This is a genomic window from Pseudomonas sp. Marseille-Q1929, from assembly GCF_017316265.1.
Classification (GTDB): Bacteria; Pseudomonadota; Gammaproteobacteria; order Pseudomonadales; family Pseudomonadaceae; genus Aquipseudomonas.
Genome location: NZ_JAFLWU010000006.1, coordinates 26,646 through 45,095, shown reverse-complemented (window position 1 = coordinate 45,095; position 18,450 = coordinate 26,646). Strand labels below are relative to the sequence as shown.

Genomic DNA, 18,450 nt, shown 5'->3' with positions numbered 1-18,450 from the left:
GGATGTTCAGCTATGCTTGCCGGGCGAAGGGAAACGTGAAGTGGTTCAACACCCGATGGATATCAAGTTCGCCCACCGCTTGTCTTATAAACAAGCCAGATTGACTGTGCTGGTCGGTTTCGTCTTGGGAACCTTGCTCAGTCTGATCCAAATCGGCATTGATTATGCCAGCGAAGACGCATCCATCAACCGTGAAATACGCTCGCTGCTCGAAATCAGCCACAACCCCGCGTCACGTATCGCCTACAACATCGACGCCGAACTGGCGCAAGAGCTGACCCTGGGCCTGCTGCATTCTCCAGCGATAATCCGCGCCCGGTTGGTCGATAACAACGGCGTGGTGCTCGCTGACGTCAACCGACCCCGCGCGCAAAGCTCCTACCGGCCCATCAGCGACTTTCTGTTTGGTGCCAACCGCGAGTTTGAAGACCGATTGTTTCTGACACACATGCCCAACGAATCCCTCGGCGAGCTGCACCTGGATGTCGACACCTACGCGTTTGGCAGCCGCTTCCTGCGCCGCGCCGAGATCACTCTGCTCAATGGCTTTGCCCGTAGCCTGCTACTGACCGGGATCCTGCTTGGCCTGTTCTATGTGATGTTGACCCAACCCCTGGTGCGCATCATTCGAGCACTGAGCACCAGCAAACAAACGCGCCTGGATTGCCCGCCCGGTCACGAAAACGACGAGATCGGCGTGTTGGTGAACGTGGCCAACCAGCAATTCGAAAACATGGAGACCGAGATCCAGCAGCGCCGCCACGCCGAAGACCGCCTCACCGAATACCTGGGGCAACTGGAACATATCGTCTCGGCCCGCACCCTGGAGCTCAAGACCAGCAACCAGCGGCTGAGCCAGTCCAATGACGAGCTGGAAGCCGCCAAGGTCAACGCGATTGGCATGGCGCAGGCAAGAGCGGCGTTCCTGGCCAACATGAGCCATGAGATCCGCACGCCGCTCAACGGTCTGCTGGGGATGATCGCCCTGTCCCTGGACAGCCCGCTGAACGCAGAGCAGCGCCAACAACTGTCCATCGCCCATGATTCGGGCAAGGTGCTGGTGGAATTGCTCAACGATATTCTCGACCTGTCCAAATTCGATGCCGGTCAGCTTGAACTGGAGTCGATTCCCTTCGACCTCGGCTCATTGGTGGAAGACACCGCGAACCTGCTGTCGCAGAACGCCGCGTCGAGCGTCGAGCTGACCTGCCTGATCGATCCGCTGTTTCCGGCCCAGGTCATCGGCGACCCGACGCGGGTGCGGCAGATTGTCAGCAACTTGCTCTCCAACGCGCTGAAATTCACACGCTTCGGCCGCGTAGACCTGCGCCTCAGTGCCCACAACGGCCAGGTGAGGATTGAGGTGTGTGACACCGGGATCGGCATTGCGCCGGAAGCACAGTTGAAAATATTCCAGCCGTTTACCCAGGCGGGCGCAGGTATCACCCGGCAGTTCGGCGGCACCGGGCTAGGCCTGGCCTTGACCCACAACCTGTGCGAAGCGATGCGCGGCCGTTTGAGCATCAGTTCCGAAGTGGGCTTCGGCAGCCAGTTCTGCGCCGAGCTGCCACTGCCCACCCACTTGCCCGCCGCCCGCCAGGCACCACTGCAGGGTGAGGTGATCGTCATTACCAGTACCGGCAGCGGCCTGGCGGAACTACTCACCAGCCTGCTGCCCCACTGGGGGCTCACGCCCCATTGCTATCCCCGTGACGCGGATATGAGCGGGCAAAAACCCGACCTGTTGATCACCGATTGCCCCGAATGCCTGTTCCGCCTGCGCCCGACCCTCAGCGCGCCGATCCTGCTGGTCACCGCCTATGGCAGCTTCATGCCCAGCGAAGAAGTCGCAGCGCTGGCGCCGTTGCAGCAACAGGCGCGCCCTTTGAGCCGCAATGCGCTGTACCAGATCCTGCAACGCAACCTGCGCAGCGACGCGCAACCGTTCCTCGACCCGATCCAGATGGACGCCCCACCCCTCACGCACCGCGCGCGCATCCTGTTGGTGGAGGACAACCCGGTCAATCAACTGGTGGCCAAGGGCATGCTCGGCAAGCTGGGCTGCGAAGTGATCGTCGCCGCCCATGGCGGTGAAGCGCTCAAGTGCCTGGAGGAACAGCACTTTGACTTGGTCTTGATGGACTGCAACATGCCGGTCATGGATGGCTACGAGGCCAGCCGGCAGATTCGTCGCAGCGGGCGCTGGCCGGACCTGCCCATCGTGGCCTTGACCGCCAACGCCCTGGCCGAAGAGCGCGAGCGCTGCCGGGCGGCCGGGATGAATGACTACCTGGCCAAGCCGTTCCGCCGTGAAGAGCTCAAGGGCCTGCTGGATCTATGGGTGCCGCGCTCGACAAGCCTCTGATTTGCGCGAGTAACTGATCAAGACCGTCGCGCAGGGCGTCGGCCTGGTTCAGGTCGACACCGCTGTCGCACAGCAGGCGGGTTTTCAGGGCATGGGCTTGATCGCGCAACTGCACACCCACCTCGCTCAGGCTCAAATGCACTTCGCGCTCGTCCCGCGCACTGCGCTGGCGCCGCACCAGCCCAAGCTGCTCCAGGCGCTTGAGCAGCGGCGTGAGCGTTCCCGAGTCCAGCATCAGCCGCTCCCCCAGCGCCCTGACCGTGGGCTGGACCGGGGACGCGCCGTGCCATTCCCATAGCACCAGCATGGCCAGGTATTGCGGATAGGTCAGGCCGAGCCGGTCCAGCATGGGTTTGTAGGCGCGGGTCACCGCGCGTGACGCGGCATAGAGTTTGAAACACAACTGATCGTCGAGGGCCAGGGACACGTTGGGCTGGTCGGTCATTTGAGCAGGGCTTCAATCTCTTGGGTCAGGTCTTGCGGCTTGGTGGTCGGGGCGAAACGCTTGACGACCTGGCCGTCGCGACCGATGAGGAACTTGGTGAAGTTCCACTTGATGCCTTTGGAGCCCAGCAAGCCCGGTGCCTGTTGTTTCAACTGCACGAACAACGGGTGGGCATCGCGGCCATTGACATCGATCTTCTTGAACAGCGGGAAACTGACACCGAAGTTCAACTCGCAAAACTCGGTGATCGCGCCTTCGTTACCGGGCTCCTGCTTGCCGAACTGGTTGCAGGGAAAGCCCAGCACCACCAGGCCCTGGTCCTTGTAGTCCTGCCAGAGTTGCTCCAGACCCTTGTACTGCGGGGTGAAGCCACATTTGCTGGCGGTGTTGACCACCAGGATGGCCTTGCCGGCAAAATCGGCCAAGGTCTTTTGCTCACCCTTGATGGTGGTGCAGGGGATGCTCAGCAGGTTGTTGCTCATGGCAGTGCCTCGGTGAAAAAAGGGGGAGAAACTGAAAGATAGCCAACAATTAAATTGTGTGCAATTTAATTGATTGGAACGGAGCCCGTTGTGGGAGGGGGCAAGCCCTCCCCTCCCCCCAGTTCTAGCGCGGCACGAAGTCCAGGCACACCGAGTTGATGCAGTAGCGCAGGCCCGTCGGCGGCGGGCCGTCCGGGAACACATGGCCCAGGTGCGCATCGCACTTGGCACAAGTGACTTCGGTGCGGATCATGCCGTGGCTGACGTCACGGATCTCGATCATCGCGCTCTCGGCAATCGGCTCGTAGAAGCTCGGCCAACCGCAGCCGGCATCGAATTTGGTACGCGAATCGAACAACGGCTCGTTGCAACAAATGCAGTGGTACACACCGTCGGTGGTGGTGGCGTTGTACTTACCGGAAAACGGGCGCTCGGTACCTTTGAGGCGGCACACCTGGTACTGCGCCGGGTCGAGCATGTCCTGCCATTCCTGAAGGGTTTTCTGCAACTTTTCCATCGGTACACCTCGGCAACTGAAAAACCCTGATCTGTGTCTTTTCCGTAGATCAGGTGGCACGTATGATTGCGCCTCTTCAAAACGCCAGTCTGGCACCCGCGCTACCGGCATTCAAACGTATTTATGGGTGCCGGCCCCGCAGGATTCACAGTACGGTAGTGCCCCTACCTTCTGGATCGTTCATTTTCAGGATCACATCGCCATGCAGGTCAGCAAATCGAACAAGCTCGCCAACGTCTGCTATGACATTCGCGGCCCAGTGCTCAAGCACGCCAAACGCCTGGAAGAGGAAGGCCATCGCATCCTCAAGCTGAACATTGGCAACCCGGCGCCCTTTGGTTTCGAAGCGCCGGACGAAATCCTCCAGGACGTGATCCGTAACCTGCCAACCGCCCAAGGCTACAGCGACTCAAAAGGTCTGTTCAGCGCGCGCAAGGCGGTGATGCAGTACTACCAGCAAAAGCAGGTAGAAGGCGTTGGCATCGAAGACATCTACCTGGGCAATGGCGTGTCCGAGCTGATCGTGATGTCCATGCAGGCCCTGCTCAACAACGGCGACGAAGTGCTGGTCCCGGCGCCGGACTACCCGCTGTGGACTGCCGCCGTGACCCTGGCCGGTGGCCACCCGGTGCACTACCTGTGTGACGAAGGCGCCGACTGGTTCCCGGACCTGGCCGACATCAAGGCCAAGATCACCCCGAACACCAAGGCCCTGGTGATCATCAACCCGAACAACCCGACCGGCGCCGTGTACTCCAAGGAAGTGCTGCTGGGCATGCTGGAGTTGGCACGCCAGCACAACCTCGTGGTGTTCTCCGACGAGATCTACGACAAGATCCTCTACGACGACGCCGTGCACGTGTGCACCGCCTCGCTGGCGCCGGATCTGCTGTGCCTGACCTTCAACGGCCTGTCCAAGTCATACCGCGTGGCGGGTTTCCGCTCCGGCTGGATCGCCATTTCGGGGCCCAAGCACAATGCCCAGAGCTACATCGAAGGCATCGACATGCTGGCCAATATGCGCCTGTGCGCCAACGTGCCGAGCCAGCACGCCATCCAGACAGCCCTTGGCGGATACCAGAGCATCAACGATCTGGTCCTGCCCCAGGGCCGCCTGCTGGAGCAGCGCAACCGTACCTGGGAGCTGCTCAACGCGATCCCCGGCGTGAGCTGCGTGAAACCCATGGGCGCGCTGTACGCGTTCCCACGGATCGACCCGAAAGTCTGCCCGATCTTCAACGACGAGAAGTTCGTGCTCGACCTGCTGCTGTCGGAAAAGCTGCTGGTGGTCCAGGGAACGGCATTCAACTGGCCGTGGCCGGATCACTTCCGCGTGGTGACCTTGCCGCGCGTGGACGACCTGGACATGGCCATTGGTCGCATCGGCAACTTCCTGAAGTCCTATCGCCAGTAACGACAATGGCGCTGTGCGACCGACAATCGGTCGTACAGCGAGTATCTGGCAACACTTCTCTACCCTTTGCGCCACTTCCCCCGTCACTGCCTGCCAAGGACCGGTAAGCCCCCTATAATTACGGGACGCAAAGGCATGGGTGCGACGATCACGAGCGGTTTTGCGGGTCGGAAAATCCCTTCAAGGCTCTACGTTCAAGCTGTAGGACACAGTTTGAAATAGTCGCTCGGTTGAATAGCCCCATGCCGCACCTTATATACCCCGCAGTACGCGACATATTAAGCATGAGGAGAACTCTACAACCATGATGCGCATCCTGCTGTTCTTGGCCACTAACCTGGCGGTCGTGCTGATTGCCAGCATCACCCTGAGCCTTTTTGGCTTCAACGGGTTCATGGCGGCCAACGGGGTTGACCTGAACCTCAATCAGCTGCTGGTTTTCTGTGCGGTCTTTGGTTTTGCCGGTTCGCTGTTCTCGCTGTTCATCTCCAAGTGGATGGCGAAAATGAGCACCAGCACCCAAGTCATCACCCAGCCACGCACCCGGCATGAGCAATGGTTGCTGCAGACCGTCGAGCAATTGTCCCGCGAGGCCGGCATCAAGATGCCTGAGGTCGGGATCTTCCCGGCTTATGAAGCCAACGCCTTTGCCACTGGCTGGAACAAGAACGACGCGCTCGTTGCAGTGAGCCAGGGCATGCTGGAACGCTTCTCGTATGACGAAGTGAAGGCGGTACTGGCTCACGAGATCGGCCACGTGGCCAACGGTGACATGGTCACCCTGGCGCTGGTGCAAGGCGTGGTGAACACCTTCGTGATGTTCTTCGCACGGATCATCGGCAACTTTGTCGACAAGGTGATCTTCAAGAACGAAGAAGGCCGCGGCATTGCCTACTACGTGGCGACCATCTTCGCCGAGTTGGTACTGGGCTTCCTGGCCAGTGCGATCACCATGTGGTTCTCGCGCAAACGGGAATTCCGCGCAGACGAAGCCGGTGCCCGCCTGGCCGGTACCGGGGCGATGATCGCAGCGCTGCAACACCTGCGCTCCGAACAAGGCCTGCCGGTGCACATGCCGGACAGCCTGACCGCCTTCGGCATCAACGGTGGCATCAAGCAGGGCTTTGCCCGCCTGTTCATGAGCCACCCGCCGCTGGAAGAGCGGATCGACGCACTGCGTCGTCGGGGCTGATAGGCCACGGGTGATACAAAAAGGGGCGATCTGATCGCCCCTTTTTTGTGGCTGCTTATATCGTCATCGCGGGCAAGCCCGGCTCCCACATTCGAGCTGCATTCCCCTGTTGAAATGCCCCCCCCCTGTGGGAGCGGGCTTGCCCGCGATGGCGCCAGCAAACTCAGCGCTTGACCAACTGATACACCCGTTCCTCAAGCCGCGTAACGCCATCCTGCACAAACTTCCAGCTCTCACCCAGGATGTCCTGCTCTTGCAGCACCTGCAGCGTCCAGTGCTCGCCTAGCAGCAGCTGCACCTCGTCGTCCGTCACCGCGAACGGAGGACCCGCCTTCTGTACTTGCTCGTAGTCCAGGGTAATCAACAAACCCTGGCAGCCTGATGGCAGTAACGTATTCAAATGATCGGCGTACTGCGCCCGCATCAGCGGCGGCAATGCAATCAACGCCGCGCGATCATAGAACGCCGTGCAATCCGCCAACACCTCGGCACCCAATGCGAAGAAATCGCCGCACCAGATCTCGATCGAATCCGCCTGATACACCTTGAACACGCCCCGCCCGGTGATTCGCGGCGTCAGGTTCTGCTCACTGAAAAACGCCTCGACCGCCTGCTCCGACAGCTCCACGCCCACTACCCGCAGGCCTTGGCTGGTCAGCCACATCAGGTCCAGGCTCTTGCCACACAACGGCACCAGCACCTTGGCGCCTTCGGCCAATGGCGGCCAGTGCCGCTGCAGGTAAGGGTTGACCTCGGGCAAGTGAAAGCCGATCTGATTGCGCGCCCAGCGCTCCTGCCAAAACTTAGGCTCCATGGATCACCCCGAAAATTCGATCAAATAGCGCTAAAACTTATATTAGATTTAGATCAATGATCTGATTGAAGATGGGCCCATATTAACGCTCAGGACCCTTCTTATGCTCCCTAGCCTGTTTATCTCCCATGGTTCGCCCATGCTCGCCCTGCAACCCGGCGCCAGCGGCCCGGCCTTGCAGCGCTTGGCCGCGCAACTGCCACGCCCGCAGGCGATCGTGGTGGTCTCGGCGCACTGGGAAAGCCATGAACTGCTGGTCAGCGGCAGCGCCGCACCGCAAACCTGGCACGACTTCGGTGGCTTCCCGCGTGAATTGTTTGCGGTGCAATACCCGGCGCCCGGCGACCCGCAGCTGGCCGGAGAAATTGTCGAGTTGCTGCACGCCGACGGCCTGAATGCGCGCATCGATGAACGTCGTCCCTTCGACCATGGCACCTGGGTGCCACTGTCGCTGATGTACCCGGCGGCGGATATTCCGGTGGTGCAGGTTTCCCTGCCCAGCCGCATGGGCCCTGCCCTGCAGACGCGGATCGGGCATGCGCTCGCCAGCCTGCGTGAACAAGGCGTGCTGCTGATCGGTTCGGGCAGCATCACCCACAACCTCGGCGAGCTGGACTGGCACGCCGGGCCGGAAAGCATCGAGCCGTGGGCCCGGGATTTCCGCGATTGGGTGGTGGACAAGCTGGCAGCCAACGATGAAAGCGCGCTGCATGATTATCGCCGCCAGGCACCGCATGCCGTGCGTAGCCATCCGAGTGATGAGCACCTGTTGCCGTTGTACTTTGCGCGTGGTGCTGGTGGCGATTTCAGCATCGCGCACCAGGGTTTCACCATGGGCGCGCTGGGCATGGACATCTATCGGTTTGGCTGAATCCCTGTGGGAGCTGGCTTGCCTGCGATGGCGGTGTAACAGTGACCAATGTGCTGACTGAACCACCGCTATCGCAGGCAAGCCAGCTCCCACACTTGATTGGGGTTGACCCTAGATTGAGCAGGCAAAAAAAATCCCCGAACCAGTCGGGGATTTTTTATGTGCGATCAATCAGCCCAAGGGCGGATCAATCTTCGCGGTAGCGACGCAGCTTCAGCTGCTTACCGGCAACGCGAGTGTCTTTCAGCTTGGCCAGCAGTTTTTCCAGACCGTCTTCCGGCAGCTCCACCAGGGAGAAGCTGTCACGGACTTGGATGCGACCGATGGCTTCACGTGCCAGGCCACCCTCGTTGAGGATAGCGCCCAGCAGGTTCTTGGCAGCAATACCATCACGCGCGCCCAGCGCGGTACGGCAACGAGCGCGGCCTTCAGCCAATGGAACCGGAGCACGACGCTCACGATCACCACGGTCTGGACGGTCGCCAGTACGCTCTGGACGATCACCGCGTGGCGCGTTGTTCGGAACCAGTGGACGCTCTTTCTCGATAGCAGCCAGGGTCAGGGCCTGACCGTTGGTTGCTTTGCGCAGCAGGGCTGCAGCCAGGGCACGCGGGGTGCAACCGATATCGGCGGTCAGGCGGTCCAGCAGGTCGCCGTGGGTCGATTCAGCGTCAGCCACCAGTGGCGACAGGCTGTTGGTCAGTTTCTTGATGCGCGCATCCAGAACTGCCTGGGCATCCGGCAGGCGGACTTCGGCAACTTTCTGACCGGTTACACGCTCGATCACTTGCAGCATGCGGCGCTCACGTGGAGTCACCAGCAGCAGCGCACGACCTTCGCGACCCGCACGGCCGGTACGGCCGATACGGTGAACGTAGGACTCTGGATCGTAAGGCATGTCAACGTTGAACACGTGGGTGATACGTGGAACGTCGAGGCCACGAGCGGCAACGTCGGTCGCTACAACGATGTCCAGACGGCCATCCTTGAGGGAGTCGATCACGCGCTCCCGTTGGTTCTGGGCGATGTCACCGTTCAGCGCAGCGGCTTTGTAGCCTTTGGCTTCCAGGGCACTGGCCAGGTCCAGGGTCGCTTGCTTGGTGCGCACGAACATGATCAGAGCGTCGAAGTCTTCGACTTCCAGCAGGCTCAATACAGCCGAGGTCTTCTGGTCAGCGTGAACCAACAGGTGAGCCTGTTCGATCGCGGTAACGGTCTGAGTCTTAGTCTGGATCTTGACGTGCTCTGGGTCACGCAGGTGACGCTCGGCAATGGCACGGATCGACTGTGGCAGGGTAGCCGAGAACAGTACGGTCTGACGGGTCGGTGGCAGCGCCTTGAAGATGACTTCCAGGTCATCCATGAAGCCCAGCTTCAACATTTCGTCAGCTTCGTCGAGAACCAGGTGGTTCACGGTCGACAGGACTTTTTCGTCACGACGCAGGTGGTCGCACAGACGGCCCGGCGTGGCGACAACGATCTGTGCGCCATTACGGATTGCTTTCAGTTGTGGGCCCATAGGCGCGCCGCCGTAAACGGCCACAACGGTTACACCTGGCATTTGCTTGGCGTAGGTTTCGAAAGCGGTTGCTACTTGCAGCGCCAACTCACGGGTTGGCGCCAGGATCAGGGCTTGCGGCTCGCGCTTGGCAGGATCGATGCAGTGCAGGATAGGCAGGGCGAACGCGGCGGTTTTACCGGTACCGGTTTGCGCCTGGCCAATCATGTCTTTGCCGGCCATGATGATCGGGATCGATTGCTGCTGAATCGCCGAAGGTTCTTCGTAGCCAGTCGCGATGACGGCAGCAAGAATGTTCGGGTTAAGATTAAAAGCGGCGAAGCCGCCGGTTTCCTGGGTCATGGGTCTGCCTCTAAGTGCATCCGCAAAGACCCATGCTCCAAAGCTGCGCATGCCGTGTTGAGACTCAAGAGTCGCCCTGGCTGCTTTGTCGGCGGGGATTTGCGAAAACGAATGAAAGAAAAAAGATTCGTCAAGGAAGAGTCCGCTGTGCGGACGTGCAGCCGAAGCTGACTTCGGGGAATTGCGCTACCTAAACGCGGCCCGGTTAAAGGCCGGCGCGCACTATACCGGAAATACCTGAAAAAGGGAGCTTTTTTTATCGCAAAGCGCCGATAAACCGCGCTGCGTCACAGTCTTTGCAGATAACTGCCACAGGGTCTATTTTTTAAAGGCCCGGCCCTGCTGGTCATAACGCTTAAACGGTTCACCCAACCCTTCAGGCCCTTCGGTCTGAAACCTCTCCCGCGCCCGAGGGCACACCCGATGAATCCAGCCAGCAGCAGTCGCGTCAGCCGTGAATTACAGGGCCATGTCTTGCTGCTGGGCCTAGACCGGGTGGCCAAGCGCAATGCTTTCGACCTGGACCTGCTCAATGAGCTGAGCCTGGCGTATGGCGAATTTGATCGAAATGATGAGGCCCGAGTGGCCGTGGTATTTGCCCACGGCGAGCACTTCACCGCCGGGCTCGACCTGGCAAATGTCAGCAGCGTGATGGCCGGTGGCTGGCAACCACCGTTGGGCGGCTGCGATCCGTGGGGCGTGTTCGCCGGCCCCAGGGTCAGTAAACCGGTGATCGTGGCGGCCCAGGGCTATTGCCTGACCATCGGGATCGAGTTGATGTTGGCGGCAGATATCAACCTGTGCGCGAGCAACACGCGCTTTGCGCAGATGGAAGTGCAGCGTGGGATCTTTCCATTTGGCGGCGCGACGTTGCGCTTTCATCAGATCGCCGGCTGGGGCAATGCGATGCGCTGGCTGCTTACCGGTGATGAGTTCGATGCCCATGAGGCGCTGCGCCTGGGCCTGGTGCAGGAGGTGATGGCCAGTGAGGACTTGCTGCCCCGTGCCATTGAGCTGGCCAACCGCATTGCGCGGCAGGCGCCGCTGGGGGTGCAGGCGACGTTGATGTCGGCGCGCTTGGCGCGGATGGAAGGCGAGACCGTGGCGGCCGCCGCATTGCAGCCGATGGTGGATAAACTGCTGAATAGCGAGGATGCCAAGGAAGGTGTGCTGGCGATGGTGGAGAAGCGGCCGGGGGTGTTCAAGGGGATTTAGTCGTCGGCAGTGATGGCCTCTTCGCGGGCAAGCCCGCTCCCACAGGGGAATGCATTTCAACGGGAGAATGCAATCCAAATGTGGGAGCGGGCTTGCCCGCGAAGGGGCCCGTTCAGGCAATCAAGTAGCCGGCCGAATCGCCTTGATCAACCCCTGCAACGAATAGCCCAGGCGCGGCGCCAATGCCTCGGCACGGGCCGTCAACGCTTGCATATCCAGCTCCTGATCCAACTCCGAAGGCACCAGCAAAATCACATTGCCCTCCTTCACCGGCAGCTCCCAGTAATGCCGGTGGTACAACCCACGCAGCAACGCCGCACCCAACGGTTTGCCGTCGTCGGTGGCCCACTGGTTGATCACCAGCCAACCGCCGGGGTTGAGTTTCTTCTGGCAGTTCTCCAGGAAGGTCCAGGCTAAGTGCCCGACCCCAGGGCCGACATCCGTATACAGGTCGACAAAGATCAGGTCGGCCGGCTCAGCGGTCTCCAGCAATTGCAGGGCGTCGCCGATGCGGATGTACAGGCGCGGATCGTCATCCAGCCCCAGGTATTCAATGGCCAGGCGCGGCACATCCGGGCGCAGCTCGATGGCTTCGACATCTTCCAGTGGCAGGAACTTCAGGCACGCCTGGGTCAGCGTGCCGGCGCCAAGCCCAAGGAACAGCGCGCTCTCCGGCTGCTCATGGCACAACGCACCGATCAGCATCGCGCGGGTGTAGTCGTACTCCAGCCAGCTCGGGTCGGCAGTGAACACACAGCTTTGCTCGATGGCATCGCCAAACTCGAGAAAACGGTAATCGGCCACTTCGAGCACACGGATCATGCCGAAGTCATCATGGACTTCGGCCAACAGGCGCTCGACACGCTCCTCGGTCATCACTACTCCTAAAGGGTTTACCGCACGGCAAAGGCGCGATTGTCGGCCAACCGGCGGCAACAGGTCACGCACTAATTGCTGATAACATTGGCGCCCGACCGTCAATCAGCCAATCGAGTTCAAGATGAGCCAACCCTGGAGCCCCGACAGCTGGCGCGCCCTGCCGATCCAGCAACAACCCCAGTACCCGGACGCTGCACACTTGCTGCAAGTGGAGCAGAGCCTGGCCAGCTACCCACCGCTGGTGTTTGCCGGGGAAGCCCGCGAGTTGCGCCGTCAGTTTGCCGAAGTGACCCAGGGTCGCGCGTTCCTGTTGCAAGGCGGTGACTGCGCCGAGAGCTTTGTGGAGTTCTCCGCCGCGAAAATCCGCGACACCTTCAAGGTGCTATTGCAGATGGCGATCGTGATGACCTTCGCCGCCGGCTGCCCGGTGGTGAAGGTCGGGCGCATGGCCGGCCAGTTCGCCAAGCCGCGCTCGGCCAACGATGAAACCATCGACGGCATCACCCTGCCCGCCTACCGTGGCGACATCGTCAACGGCATCGGCTTCGATGAAAAAAGCCGCGTGCCGGACCCCGACCGTCTGTTGCAGTCCTATCACCAGTCCACCGCCACCCTCAATTTGCTTCGGGCCTTCGCCCAGGGCGGTTTCGCCGACCTGCACCAGGTGCACAAGTGGAACCTGGACTTTATCGCCAACTCCGCCCTGGCCGAGAAGTACAGCCAACTGGCCGACCGCATCGACGAAACCCTGGCGTTCATGCGCGCCTGTGGCATGGACAGCTCGCCGCAACTGCGCGAAACCAGCTTCTTCACCGCCCACGAAGCGCTGCTGCTGAACTACGAGCAAGCCTTCGTACGCCGCGACAGCCTGACCAACGACTACTACGATTGCTCGGCGCACATGCTGTGGATCGGCGACCGCACCCGCCAGCTGGACGGCGCCCACGTCGAATTCCTGCGCGGCGTGAACAACCCGATCGGCGTCAAGGTCGGCCCGAGCATGAACCCCGACGACCTGATCCGCCTGATCGACATCCTCAACCCGGACAACGACCCCGGCCGCCTCAATCTGATCGCGCGCATGGGTGCCGGCAAGGTCGGCGACCACCTGCCACACCTTATCCGCGCCGTACAGCGCGAGGGCAAGCAGGTGCTGTGGAGTTCCGACCCGATGCACGGCAACACCATCAAGGCCAGCAGCGGCTACAAGACCCGCGACTTTGCGCAGATCCTGGGCGAAGTGAAGGAGTTCTTCCAGGTGCACCAGGCTGAAGGCAGCTATGCCGGCGGGATTCATATCGAGATGACCGGGCAGAATGTCACCGAGTGCATCGGCGGCGCGCGGCCGATTACCGAGGATGGCTTGTCGGACCGATATCACACCCACTGTGATCCGCGGATGAATGCGGACCAGTCGCTGGAGTTGGCGTTTTTGATTGCCGAGACCTTGAAGCAGGTCAAGCGCTGAGATTCTAGTTGCCTGGGCTGACGCCTTCGCGGGCAAGCCCGCTCCCACATTGGAATGCATTTTTCCTGCTGAAATGCATCACCCCGTGGGAGCCGGGCTTGCCCGCGATAGGGCCCTAGAGGCCGACACTTGTATTGAGCATTGCCACCCTCAACCGATCGGCACTCGCCCGCTGACAATTCAACTGCACCCGCTCCAACCCCAACCAATCCGCCATCTGCCGCAAATTCAGCGCCAACGCCACCATCCCCTCCTCATCCAGCCCAGGCTCTTCTTCATGCACCGCATGCACCGCCAAGCAGCCATTGGCGCGCTCAGCCCGCAGATCAACACGCGCGGCAATCCGTTCGTGGTGCAAAAACGGCAGCACGTAGTAGCCGTACACCCGCTTCTCCTGCGGGGTGTAGATCTCCAGCCGATAACGGAAATCGAACAGACGCTCGGTGCGACTGCGCTCCCAGACCAGTGAATCGAACGGTGACAGCAATGCACTGGCCGGCACTTTGCGCGGCACTGTCGGTGCCGGCAGGCAGTACGCCGCCGGCTTCCAGCCTTGAACCTGGCAGGCCAGCAATTGCCCATCTTCCACCAACTCCGCGAGGCGATTGCGGCTGTCGGCAGGGTCCAGGCGGAAGTAGTCGCGCAGGTCCTTTTCCGTAGCCACCCCCAAGGCGGTGGCACTGTGCAGCAACAAGCCACGCAGCGCTTCGGCTTCGCCTACGCGGGTTTGCAGGAACTCGCCCGGGATCACCCGCTCCGGCAAATCATAGAGCCGCTCAAACCCGCGCCGACCCGCCACGGTGACCAGCCCAGCGGCGAACAACCATTCCAGCGCGTGCTTTTCCTCACTCCAGTCCCACCACGGCCCGGCGCGCTCTTCACGGGTGGACAAGCTGCCCGCCCCGACGGCGCCTTGCTCCTCAACCGTCTTCAGGACGCGTTGGATAGTCGCCTGCTGCTCGCGCCCAAAGCGCGCCATCTGCGCGTAAATCCCCTGCCCTTGCCGCGCCCGCTCCATGCGCCAGCGCATCAACGGGTACAGCGCCATCGGCAGCAGCGAGGCCTCGTGCCCCCAGTATTCAAACAGCGAACGCCGCCGCCCCTGGCTCCAGGCGGCCTGTTCGAGGATCTGCGCAGAATAGTTGCCCAGGCGGGAAAACAGCGGCAGGTAGTGCGAGCGCACCACGGCGTTGACCGAATCGATCTGCAACACACCCAGGCGTTCGATCACGCGATTGAGGTGCGCAGCCTTGATCTGTGCAGGCGCCTGGCGCCCGGAAAAACCCTGGGCCGCCAGCGCCATGCGGCGAGCTTGCTTAAGTGTAAAAGACAGGTCGGCGGGCATGGGATTCTCCGTGTGGGCGCGCCGACCACCCTACTGCATCCGCACTCATTTTCGCAGCGGATCTTGCCAGGCCTGCAGGCGGCGCTCGCGCTCCACATCCGCACGGCGCAGCCCGATGTCCTTGAGCGCGTCATCGCTCAAACCCGCCAACACCTGGCGCTCCTGCCAGCGGGCCAGTGCATTCAGCACGCCACTAAATGGCCGCTTTGCCAGCAATACAAAACCTTTTTGACCTTTCATCTTTTCGCCCTCCCTTGGGGATGGCGCAAGTGTGTGGCCCGGCTTAAGATCAATCCAACGAATGTTTCTTATGCAATACATCTCAGAGATTGATGATTTGTCAGACTACCCCAGTATCGATACCGAAGTGCTGCGCACCTTCGTCGCCATCGCCGACCAGGGCGGTTTTACCCGCGCTGGCGAACAGGTCAACCGCACTCAGTCAGCGGTGAGCATGCAGATGAAACGCCTGGAAGAGGACGTGCTGCAGCGCAAGCTGTTCGAGCGCGATGGCCGCCAGGTACGCCTGACCCCCGAGGGGCAAGTGTTGCTGGGCTATGCGCGGCGCATCCTGAAACTGCACAGCGAGGTGTTCAACACCTTGCGCGAGCCCCATATGGTCGGGCTGGTGCGCATCGGCACGCCGGACGACTACGTGATGCGTTTCCTGCCGGGGATTTTGAAGCAGTTTTCCAAGGCCTACCCGCTGATCCAGATCGAGCTGCACTGCGAGTCGTCAACGGTGCTGATGCAACGCCGCGACCTGGCCTTGACGGTTATCAGTCGCGAACCCACCAAGGAAGTCGGCGAGTTGCTGCGCACCGAACGCATGGTGTGGGCGGCAGCGCCGTGCTTCTGTGTGGACGAACATGCCGCCCTGCCGCTGGCGATTTCCGGCCCCGACTGCCTCTACACCCAGTGGGCCTGCTCGGCCCTGGATGCCATCGGCCGCGACTATCGCCTGGCCTATCACAGCTCCAATGTCGCGGCGATCCAGGCGGTGGTCAACGCCGGCCTGGCGGTGATGGTCAGCATGGAAAGCCTGGTGACCGAAGACCTGCGCGTGCTGGGCAGCGACCAGGGGTTCCCGTCACTGCCGTCGATGAACCTGCACTTGCTGCGCAATCCGCTGATGGCCTCGCCGATTACCGCATGCCTGGCCGATTACATCATCGAAGGTTTCAGACTTTAAAGGTCAGCATCACCGCACACACGATCAGGAAGCCGCAGAACAGCCCGCGCAGCACCCGCTCCGGCAGAGCGTGGGCGACTTTTACCCCCCAACTGATGCTGAGCAACCCCCCGACCGCCAAGGGCACGCCGATCAACCAATCGACTTCGTGGTGCCAGGCGTAGGTCACCAGGGTCACGCCGGTGCTGGGCAATGCCAGGGCCAGGGACAGGCCTTGGGCGACGACTTGGGTGGTGCCGAACAGGCTGGTCAGTACCGGCGTCGCAACCACCGCGCCGCCGACGCCAAACAAACCGCCCATGGACCCGGACGCTGCGCCCAGCACCCCGAGCCATGGCCACGAGTAGCGCATCTCGGCCGTTGGCGGCGCATTTCGTGTGAACATGCGCAACAGGTTGTAGGCCGACAACGCTACGAGGAAGGCGATAAAACCGACACGCATCGCCCCCGCATCCAGGCCCACCGCCCAGATCGAACCCAGCCACGCGAAGCAGAACCCCATGATGCCCAACGGCAGGGCATGCCGCAGTTGAATACGGTTGCGCTGGTGGTAGCGCCACAGCGCGAGCATCACGTTGGGCACCACCATCACCAAGGCGGTGCCTTGGGCGATCTGCTGATCCAGGCCAAAAAACACCCCCAGCACCGGGATGGCAATCAGCCCGCCACCGATGCCGAACAAACCACCCAGCGTGCCCAAGACCCCGCCCAATACCAGGTACAACGCTAAATCCAACACAACTGGCCACTCCACGATCCCAAGACCTGCATGCTACGCAGTCCGCTCTAGCACGGAAACGCACAGCAACGCACAATGGCTGTGCCGATCTCGCATAAGCACCTGCCATGAACCCGAATACGTTGACCGACCAACTGAGCCTGTTTCTCGATGTACTGGAAACCGGCAGCTTTTCCGCCGCCGCGCGCCGCCATCCCCTGACGCCCTCGGCGGTGGCGCGGCGTATCGACAGCCTGGAGCATTCTGTGGGCAGCCGCCTGTTCCAGCGCAGCACCCACGCCGTGGTGCCAACCCCGGCGGGCCTGGCGTTTGCCGAGCGGGCGCGGCGGATTGTCAGTGAGTTGCAGTTGGCGCGGGCCGAAGCGGTATCCCTGAGCCATGCGCCGGAGGGCTTGATTCGGGTGGATGCGCCAGCCGCGTTTGGCCGCCGGCACTTGGCGCCGGTGATCGCCGACTTCCTCAATGTGTACCCGGGGCTGGATGTACACCTGCACCTGATCGACAGCTTTGTGGATATGCAGGGCGCACACCTGGGCAAGGTTGACCTGGTGCTGCGTGCCGGGCATATCGTCGACACCCGGCTGATCGCCACGCCGCTGGCCAGTATCGTGCGCATCGCCTGCGCCAGCCCGGCCTACTTGAAAAGCCGCGGTACGCCGCGCCATCCGAGTGAGCTGAGTGAGCATGACGGGCTCGACTGGGATGGCCTGGCGCCGATGTTCGCCTGGCGTTTCGAGCTGGACGGGCGCCGCGTCACCTATCGCCCGCAGCGCATCCGCATGAGCGCCAACAACGCCGAGGCCCTGCTCTCCGGCGCCTTGGCCGGGCTGGGCATCGCACATTTGCCGACGTGGCTGGCCAGCGAATACCTGGTGCGCGGCGAACTGGTGCCGCTGTTTTGCGAAGACGGCCTGCCAAGCCCGGAGACCACCGGCATCTACGCCCTGCGCCTGGAACAACAGCCCAACGCCCGCAGCCGGTTGTTGCTGGAGTACCTGAAAACCCGTTTCAGCCCGGTACCGCCCTGGGACCTGGCGTTGCAGAGCGGTTTGGTCTGACCGTGCGGCCAGAATTATCTGGCGCATTAAACATTTGCCCGCTAGATTCCAGCCCATAGATGCTTTGCGAGGTACCCCATGAGCAAAAATCCCGCCCCCTGCGAATCCCTGATGCTGGACAACCAGCTGTGCTTCGCCCTGCACTCCACGTCGCTGCTGATGACCAAGGTCTACAAGCCGCTGCTGCAAGCCCTTGGCCTGACTTATCCGCAGTACCTGGCCATGATGGTCCTGTGGGAAGAAGACGGTTTGACCGTCGGCGAAATCAGCAGCCGCCTGCTGACGGATCCGGGTTCACTCACCCCGCTGCTCAAGCGCCTGGAAGCTGAAGGACTGCTGAGCCGCACGCGCAGCCGTGCGGATGAGCGGGTGGTGGTGGTGGAACTGACCGATGCCGGGCGCGCCCTGCAGGAGAAAGCCATGGGCATTCCGCAGTGCATCCTTGGCGCCAGCGGCCTGGAGTTGGCGCAGTTGCGCAAGTTGCAGGAAGACCTGATCGCGCTGCGCAGCAACCTGCAAGCCAGCGTCTGACACTGTAGACCAGCCACCCAACACCTGAAGAAGTGTGGGAGCCATCAATGTGGGAGCGGGCT

The 18,450-nt window shown here is 61.6% G+C and carries 18 protein-coding genes; 9 read left to right on the top strand and 9 right to left on the bottom strand.

Translation table 11 applies throughout. From position 1 onward, the window contains the following. Positions 1 to 55 precede the first annotated feature (55 nt). Entirely contained in the window at positions 56 to 2,365 is a 2,310-nt protein-coding gene (locus J1G37_RS09750; RefSeq protein WP_207041405.1) for a response regulator, read from the top strand. On the opposite strand, the gene J1G37_RS09745 is transcribed toward J1G37_RS09750, so the two are convergent. From J1G37_RS09745 to msrB, 3 genes are all read right to left on the bottom strand, one after another. Beyond that, complete coding sequence (locus tag J1G37_RS09745; protein ID WP_207041403.1) at positions 2,319 to 2,810, bottom strand: MarR family transcriptional regulator; 492 nt, start codon at positions 2,808 to 2,810, stop codon at positions 2,319 to 2,321. The genes J1G37_RS09750 and J1G37_RS09745 overlap by 47 nt on opposite strands. Continuing rightward, positions 2,807 to 3,292 carry a glutathione peroxidase gene (locus J1G37_RS09740; RefSeq protein WP_207041400.1) on the bottom strand — a complete coding sequence of 162 codons (486 nt, stop codon included), beginning with the start codon at positions 3,290 to 3,292 and terminating at the stop codon, positions 2,807 to 2,809. The genes J1G37_RS09745 and J1G37_RS09740 overlap by 4 nt, the downstream gene beginning before the upstream one ends. Before the next feature lie 124 nt (positions 3,293 to 3,416). Next, positions 3,417 to 3,809: a peptide-methionine (R)-S-oxide reductase MsrB gene (gene msrB / locus J1G37_RS09735; protein ID WP_207041398.1), complete on the bottom strand. Its 393-nt coding sequence runs from the start codon at positions 3,807 to 3,809 to the stop codon at positions 3,417 to 3,419. A gap of 202 nt (positions 3,810 to 4,011) precedes the next feature. Here msrB and J1G37_RS09730 point away from each other — a divergent pair, with 202 nt between their 5' ends. Further along, positions 4,012 to 5,223 (top strand): pyridoxal phosphate-dependent aminotransferase, encoded by a 1,212-nt coding sequence (locus tag J1G37_RS09730; RefSeq protein WP_017734399.1) that lies wholly within the window; start codon positions 4,012 to 4,014, stop codon positions 5,221 to 5,223. A gap of 304 nt (positions 5,224 to 5,527) precedes the next feature. Continuing rightward, positions 5,528 to 6,415 carry a protease HtpX gene (htpX, locus tag J1G37_RS09725; RefSeq protein ID WP_124525376.1) on the top strand — a complete coding sequence of 296 codons (888 nt, stop codon included), beginning with the start codon at positions 5,528 to 5,530 and terminating at the stop codon, positions 6,413 to 6,415. 163 nt (positions 6,416 to 6,578) lie between these two features. Here htpX and J1G37_RS09720 read toward each other — a convergent pair whose 3' ends face one another. Continuing rightward, positions 6,579 to 7,229 (bottom strand): thiopurine S-methyltransferase, encoded by a 651-nt coding sequence (locus tag J1G37_RS09720; RefSeq protein ID WP_207041397.1) that lies wholly within the window; start codon positions 7,227 to 7,229, stop codon positions 6,579 to 6,581. A gap of 103 nt (positions 7,230 to 7,332) precedes the next feature. Here J1G37_RS09720 and J1G37_RS09715 point away from each other — a divergent pair, with 103 nt between their 5' ends. Then, entirely contained in the window at positions 7,333 to 8,100 is a 768-nt protein-coding gene (locus J1G37_RS09715) for a class III extradiol ring-cleavage dioxygenase (protein WP_207041394.1), read from the top strand. Positions 8,101 to 8,287: 187 nt separating this feature from the next. Here J1G37_RS09715 and J1G37_RS09710 read toward each other — a convergent pair whose 3' ends face one another. Beyond that, a complete protein-coding gene (locus tag J1G37_RS09710; RefSeq protein WP_017734403.1) occupies positions 8,288 to 9,961 on the bottom strand; it encodes a DEAD/DEAH box helicase in 1,674 nt (557 codons plus the stop codon). Positions 9,962 to 10,384: 423 nt separating this feature from the next. Here J1G37_RS09710 and J1G37_RS09705 point away from each other — a divergent pair, with 423 nt between their 5' ends. Continuing rightward, positions 10,385 to 11,176 carry a crotonase/enoyl-CoA hydratase family protein gene (locus J1G37_RS09705; protein WP_207041392.1) on the top strand — a complete coding sequence of 264 codons (792 nt, stop codon included), beginning with the start codon at positions 10,385 to 10,387 and terminating at the stop codon, positions 11,174 to 11,176. A 120-nt stretch (positions 11,177 to 11,296) separates the two neighbouring features. Here J1G37_RS09705 and J1G37_RS09700 read toward each other — a convergent pair whose 3' ends face one another. Next, positions 11,297 to 12,052, bottom strand: a complete 756-nt coding sequence (locus tag J1G37_RS09700; RefSeq protein ID WP_207041390.1) for a spermidine synthase — start codon at positions 12,050 to 12,052, stop codon at positions 11,297 to 11,299. 124 nt (positions 12,053 to 12,176) lie between these two features. Between J1G37_RS09700 and J1G37_RS09695 the strand changes: the two genes are divergently transcribed. Then, positions 12,177 to 13,523 (top strand): 3-deoxy-7-phosphoheptulonate synthase class II, encoded by a 1,347-nt coding sequence (locus tag J1G37_RS09695; RefSeq protein ID WP_207041388.1) that lies wholly within the window; start codon positions 12,177 to 12,179, stop codon positions 13,521 to 13,523. Positions 13,524 to 13,638: 115 nt separating this feature from the next. On the opposite strand, the gene J1G37_RS09690 is transcribed toward J1G37_RS09695, so the two are convergent. After that, positions 13,639 to 14,868, bottom strand: coding sequence for a winged helix-turn-helix domain-containing protein (locus tag J1G37_RS09690; protein WP_207041386.1), 1,230 nt, complete (start codon positions 14,866 to 14,868; stop codon positions 13,639 to 13,641). 45 nt (positions 14,869 to 14,913) lie between these two features. Beyond that, the gene (locus tag J1G37_RS09685; RefSeq protein WP_207041384.1) at positions 14,914 to 15,108 is read right to left on the bottom strand and encodes a DUF1127 domain-containing protein; all 195 of its coding nucleotides are present in this window, start codon (positions 15,106 to 15,108) and stop codon (positions 14,914 to 14,916) included. A gap of 70 nt (positions 15,109 to 15,178) precedes the next feature. Between J1G37_RS09685 and J1G37_RS09680 the strand changes: the two genes are divergently transcribed. Beyond that, entirely contained in the window at positions 15,179 to 16,060 is an 882-nt protein-coding gene (locus J1G37_RS09680) for a LysR family transcriptional regulator (protein ID WP_207041383.1), read from the top strand. Here J1G37_RS09680 and J1G37_RS09675 read toward each other — a convergent pair. After that, positions 16,050 to 16,799: a sulfite exporter TauE/SafE family protein gene (locus J1G37_RS09675; RefSeq protein ID WP_207041381.1), complete on the bottom strand. Its 750-nt coding sequence runs from the start codon at positions 16,797 to 16,799 to the stop codon at positions 16,050 to 16,052. The genes J1G37_RS09680 and J1G37_RS09675 overlap by 11 nt on opposite strands. Before the next feature lie 107 nt (positions 16,800 to 16,906). Between J1G37_RS09675 and J1G37_RS09670 the strand changes: the two genes are divergently transcribed. Next, entirely contained in the window at positions 16,907 to 17,857 is a 951-nt protein-coding gene (locus tag J1G37_RS09670) for a LysR family transcriptional regulator (RefSeq protein WP_207041379.1), read from the top strand. Positions 17,858 to 17,935: 78 nt separating this feature from the next. Beyond that, complete coding sequence (locus J1G37_RS09665) at positions 17,936 to 18,388, top strand: MarR family transcriptional regulator (RefSeq protein ID WP_207041377.1); 453 nt, start codon at positions 17,936 to 17,938, stop codon at positions 18,386 to 18,388. The last annotated feature ends 62 nt before the right edge of the window (positions 18,389 to 18,450 follow it).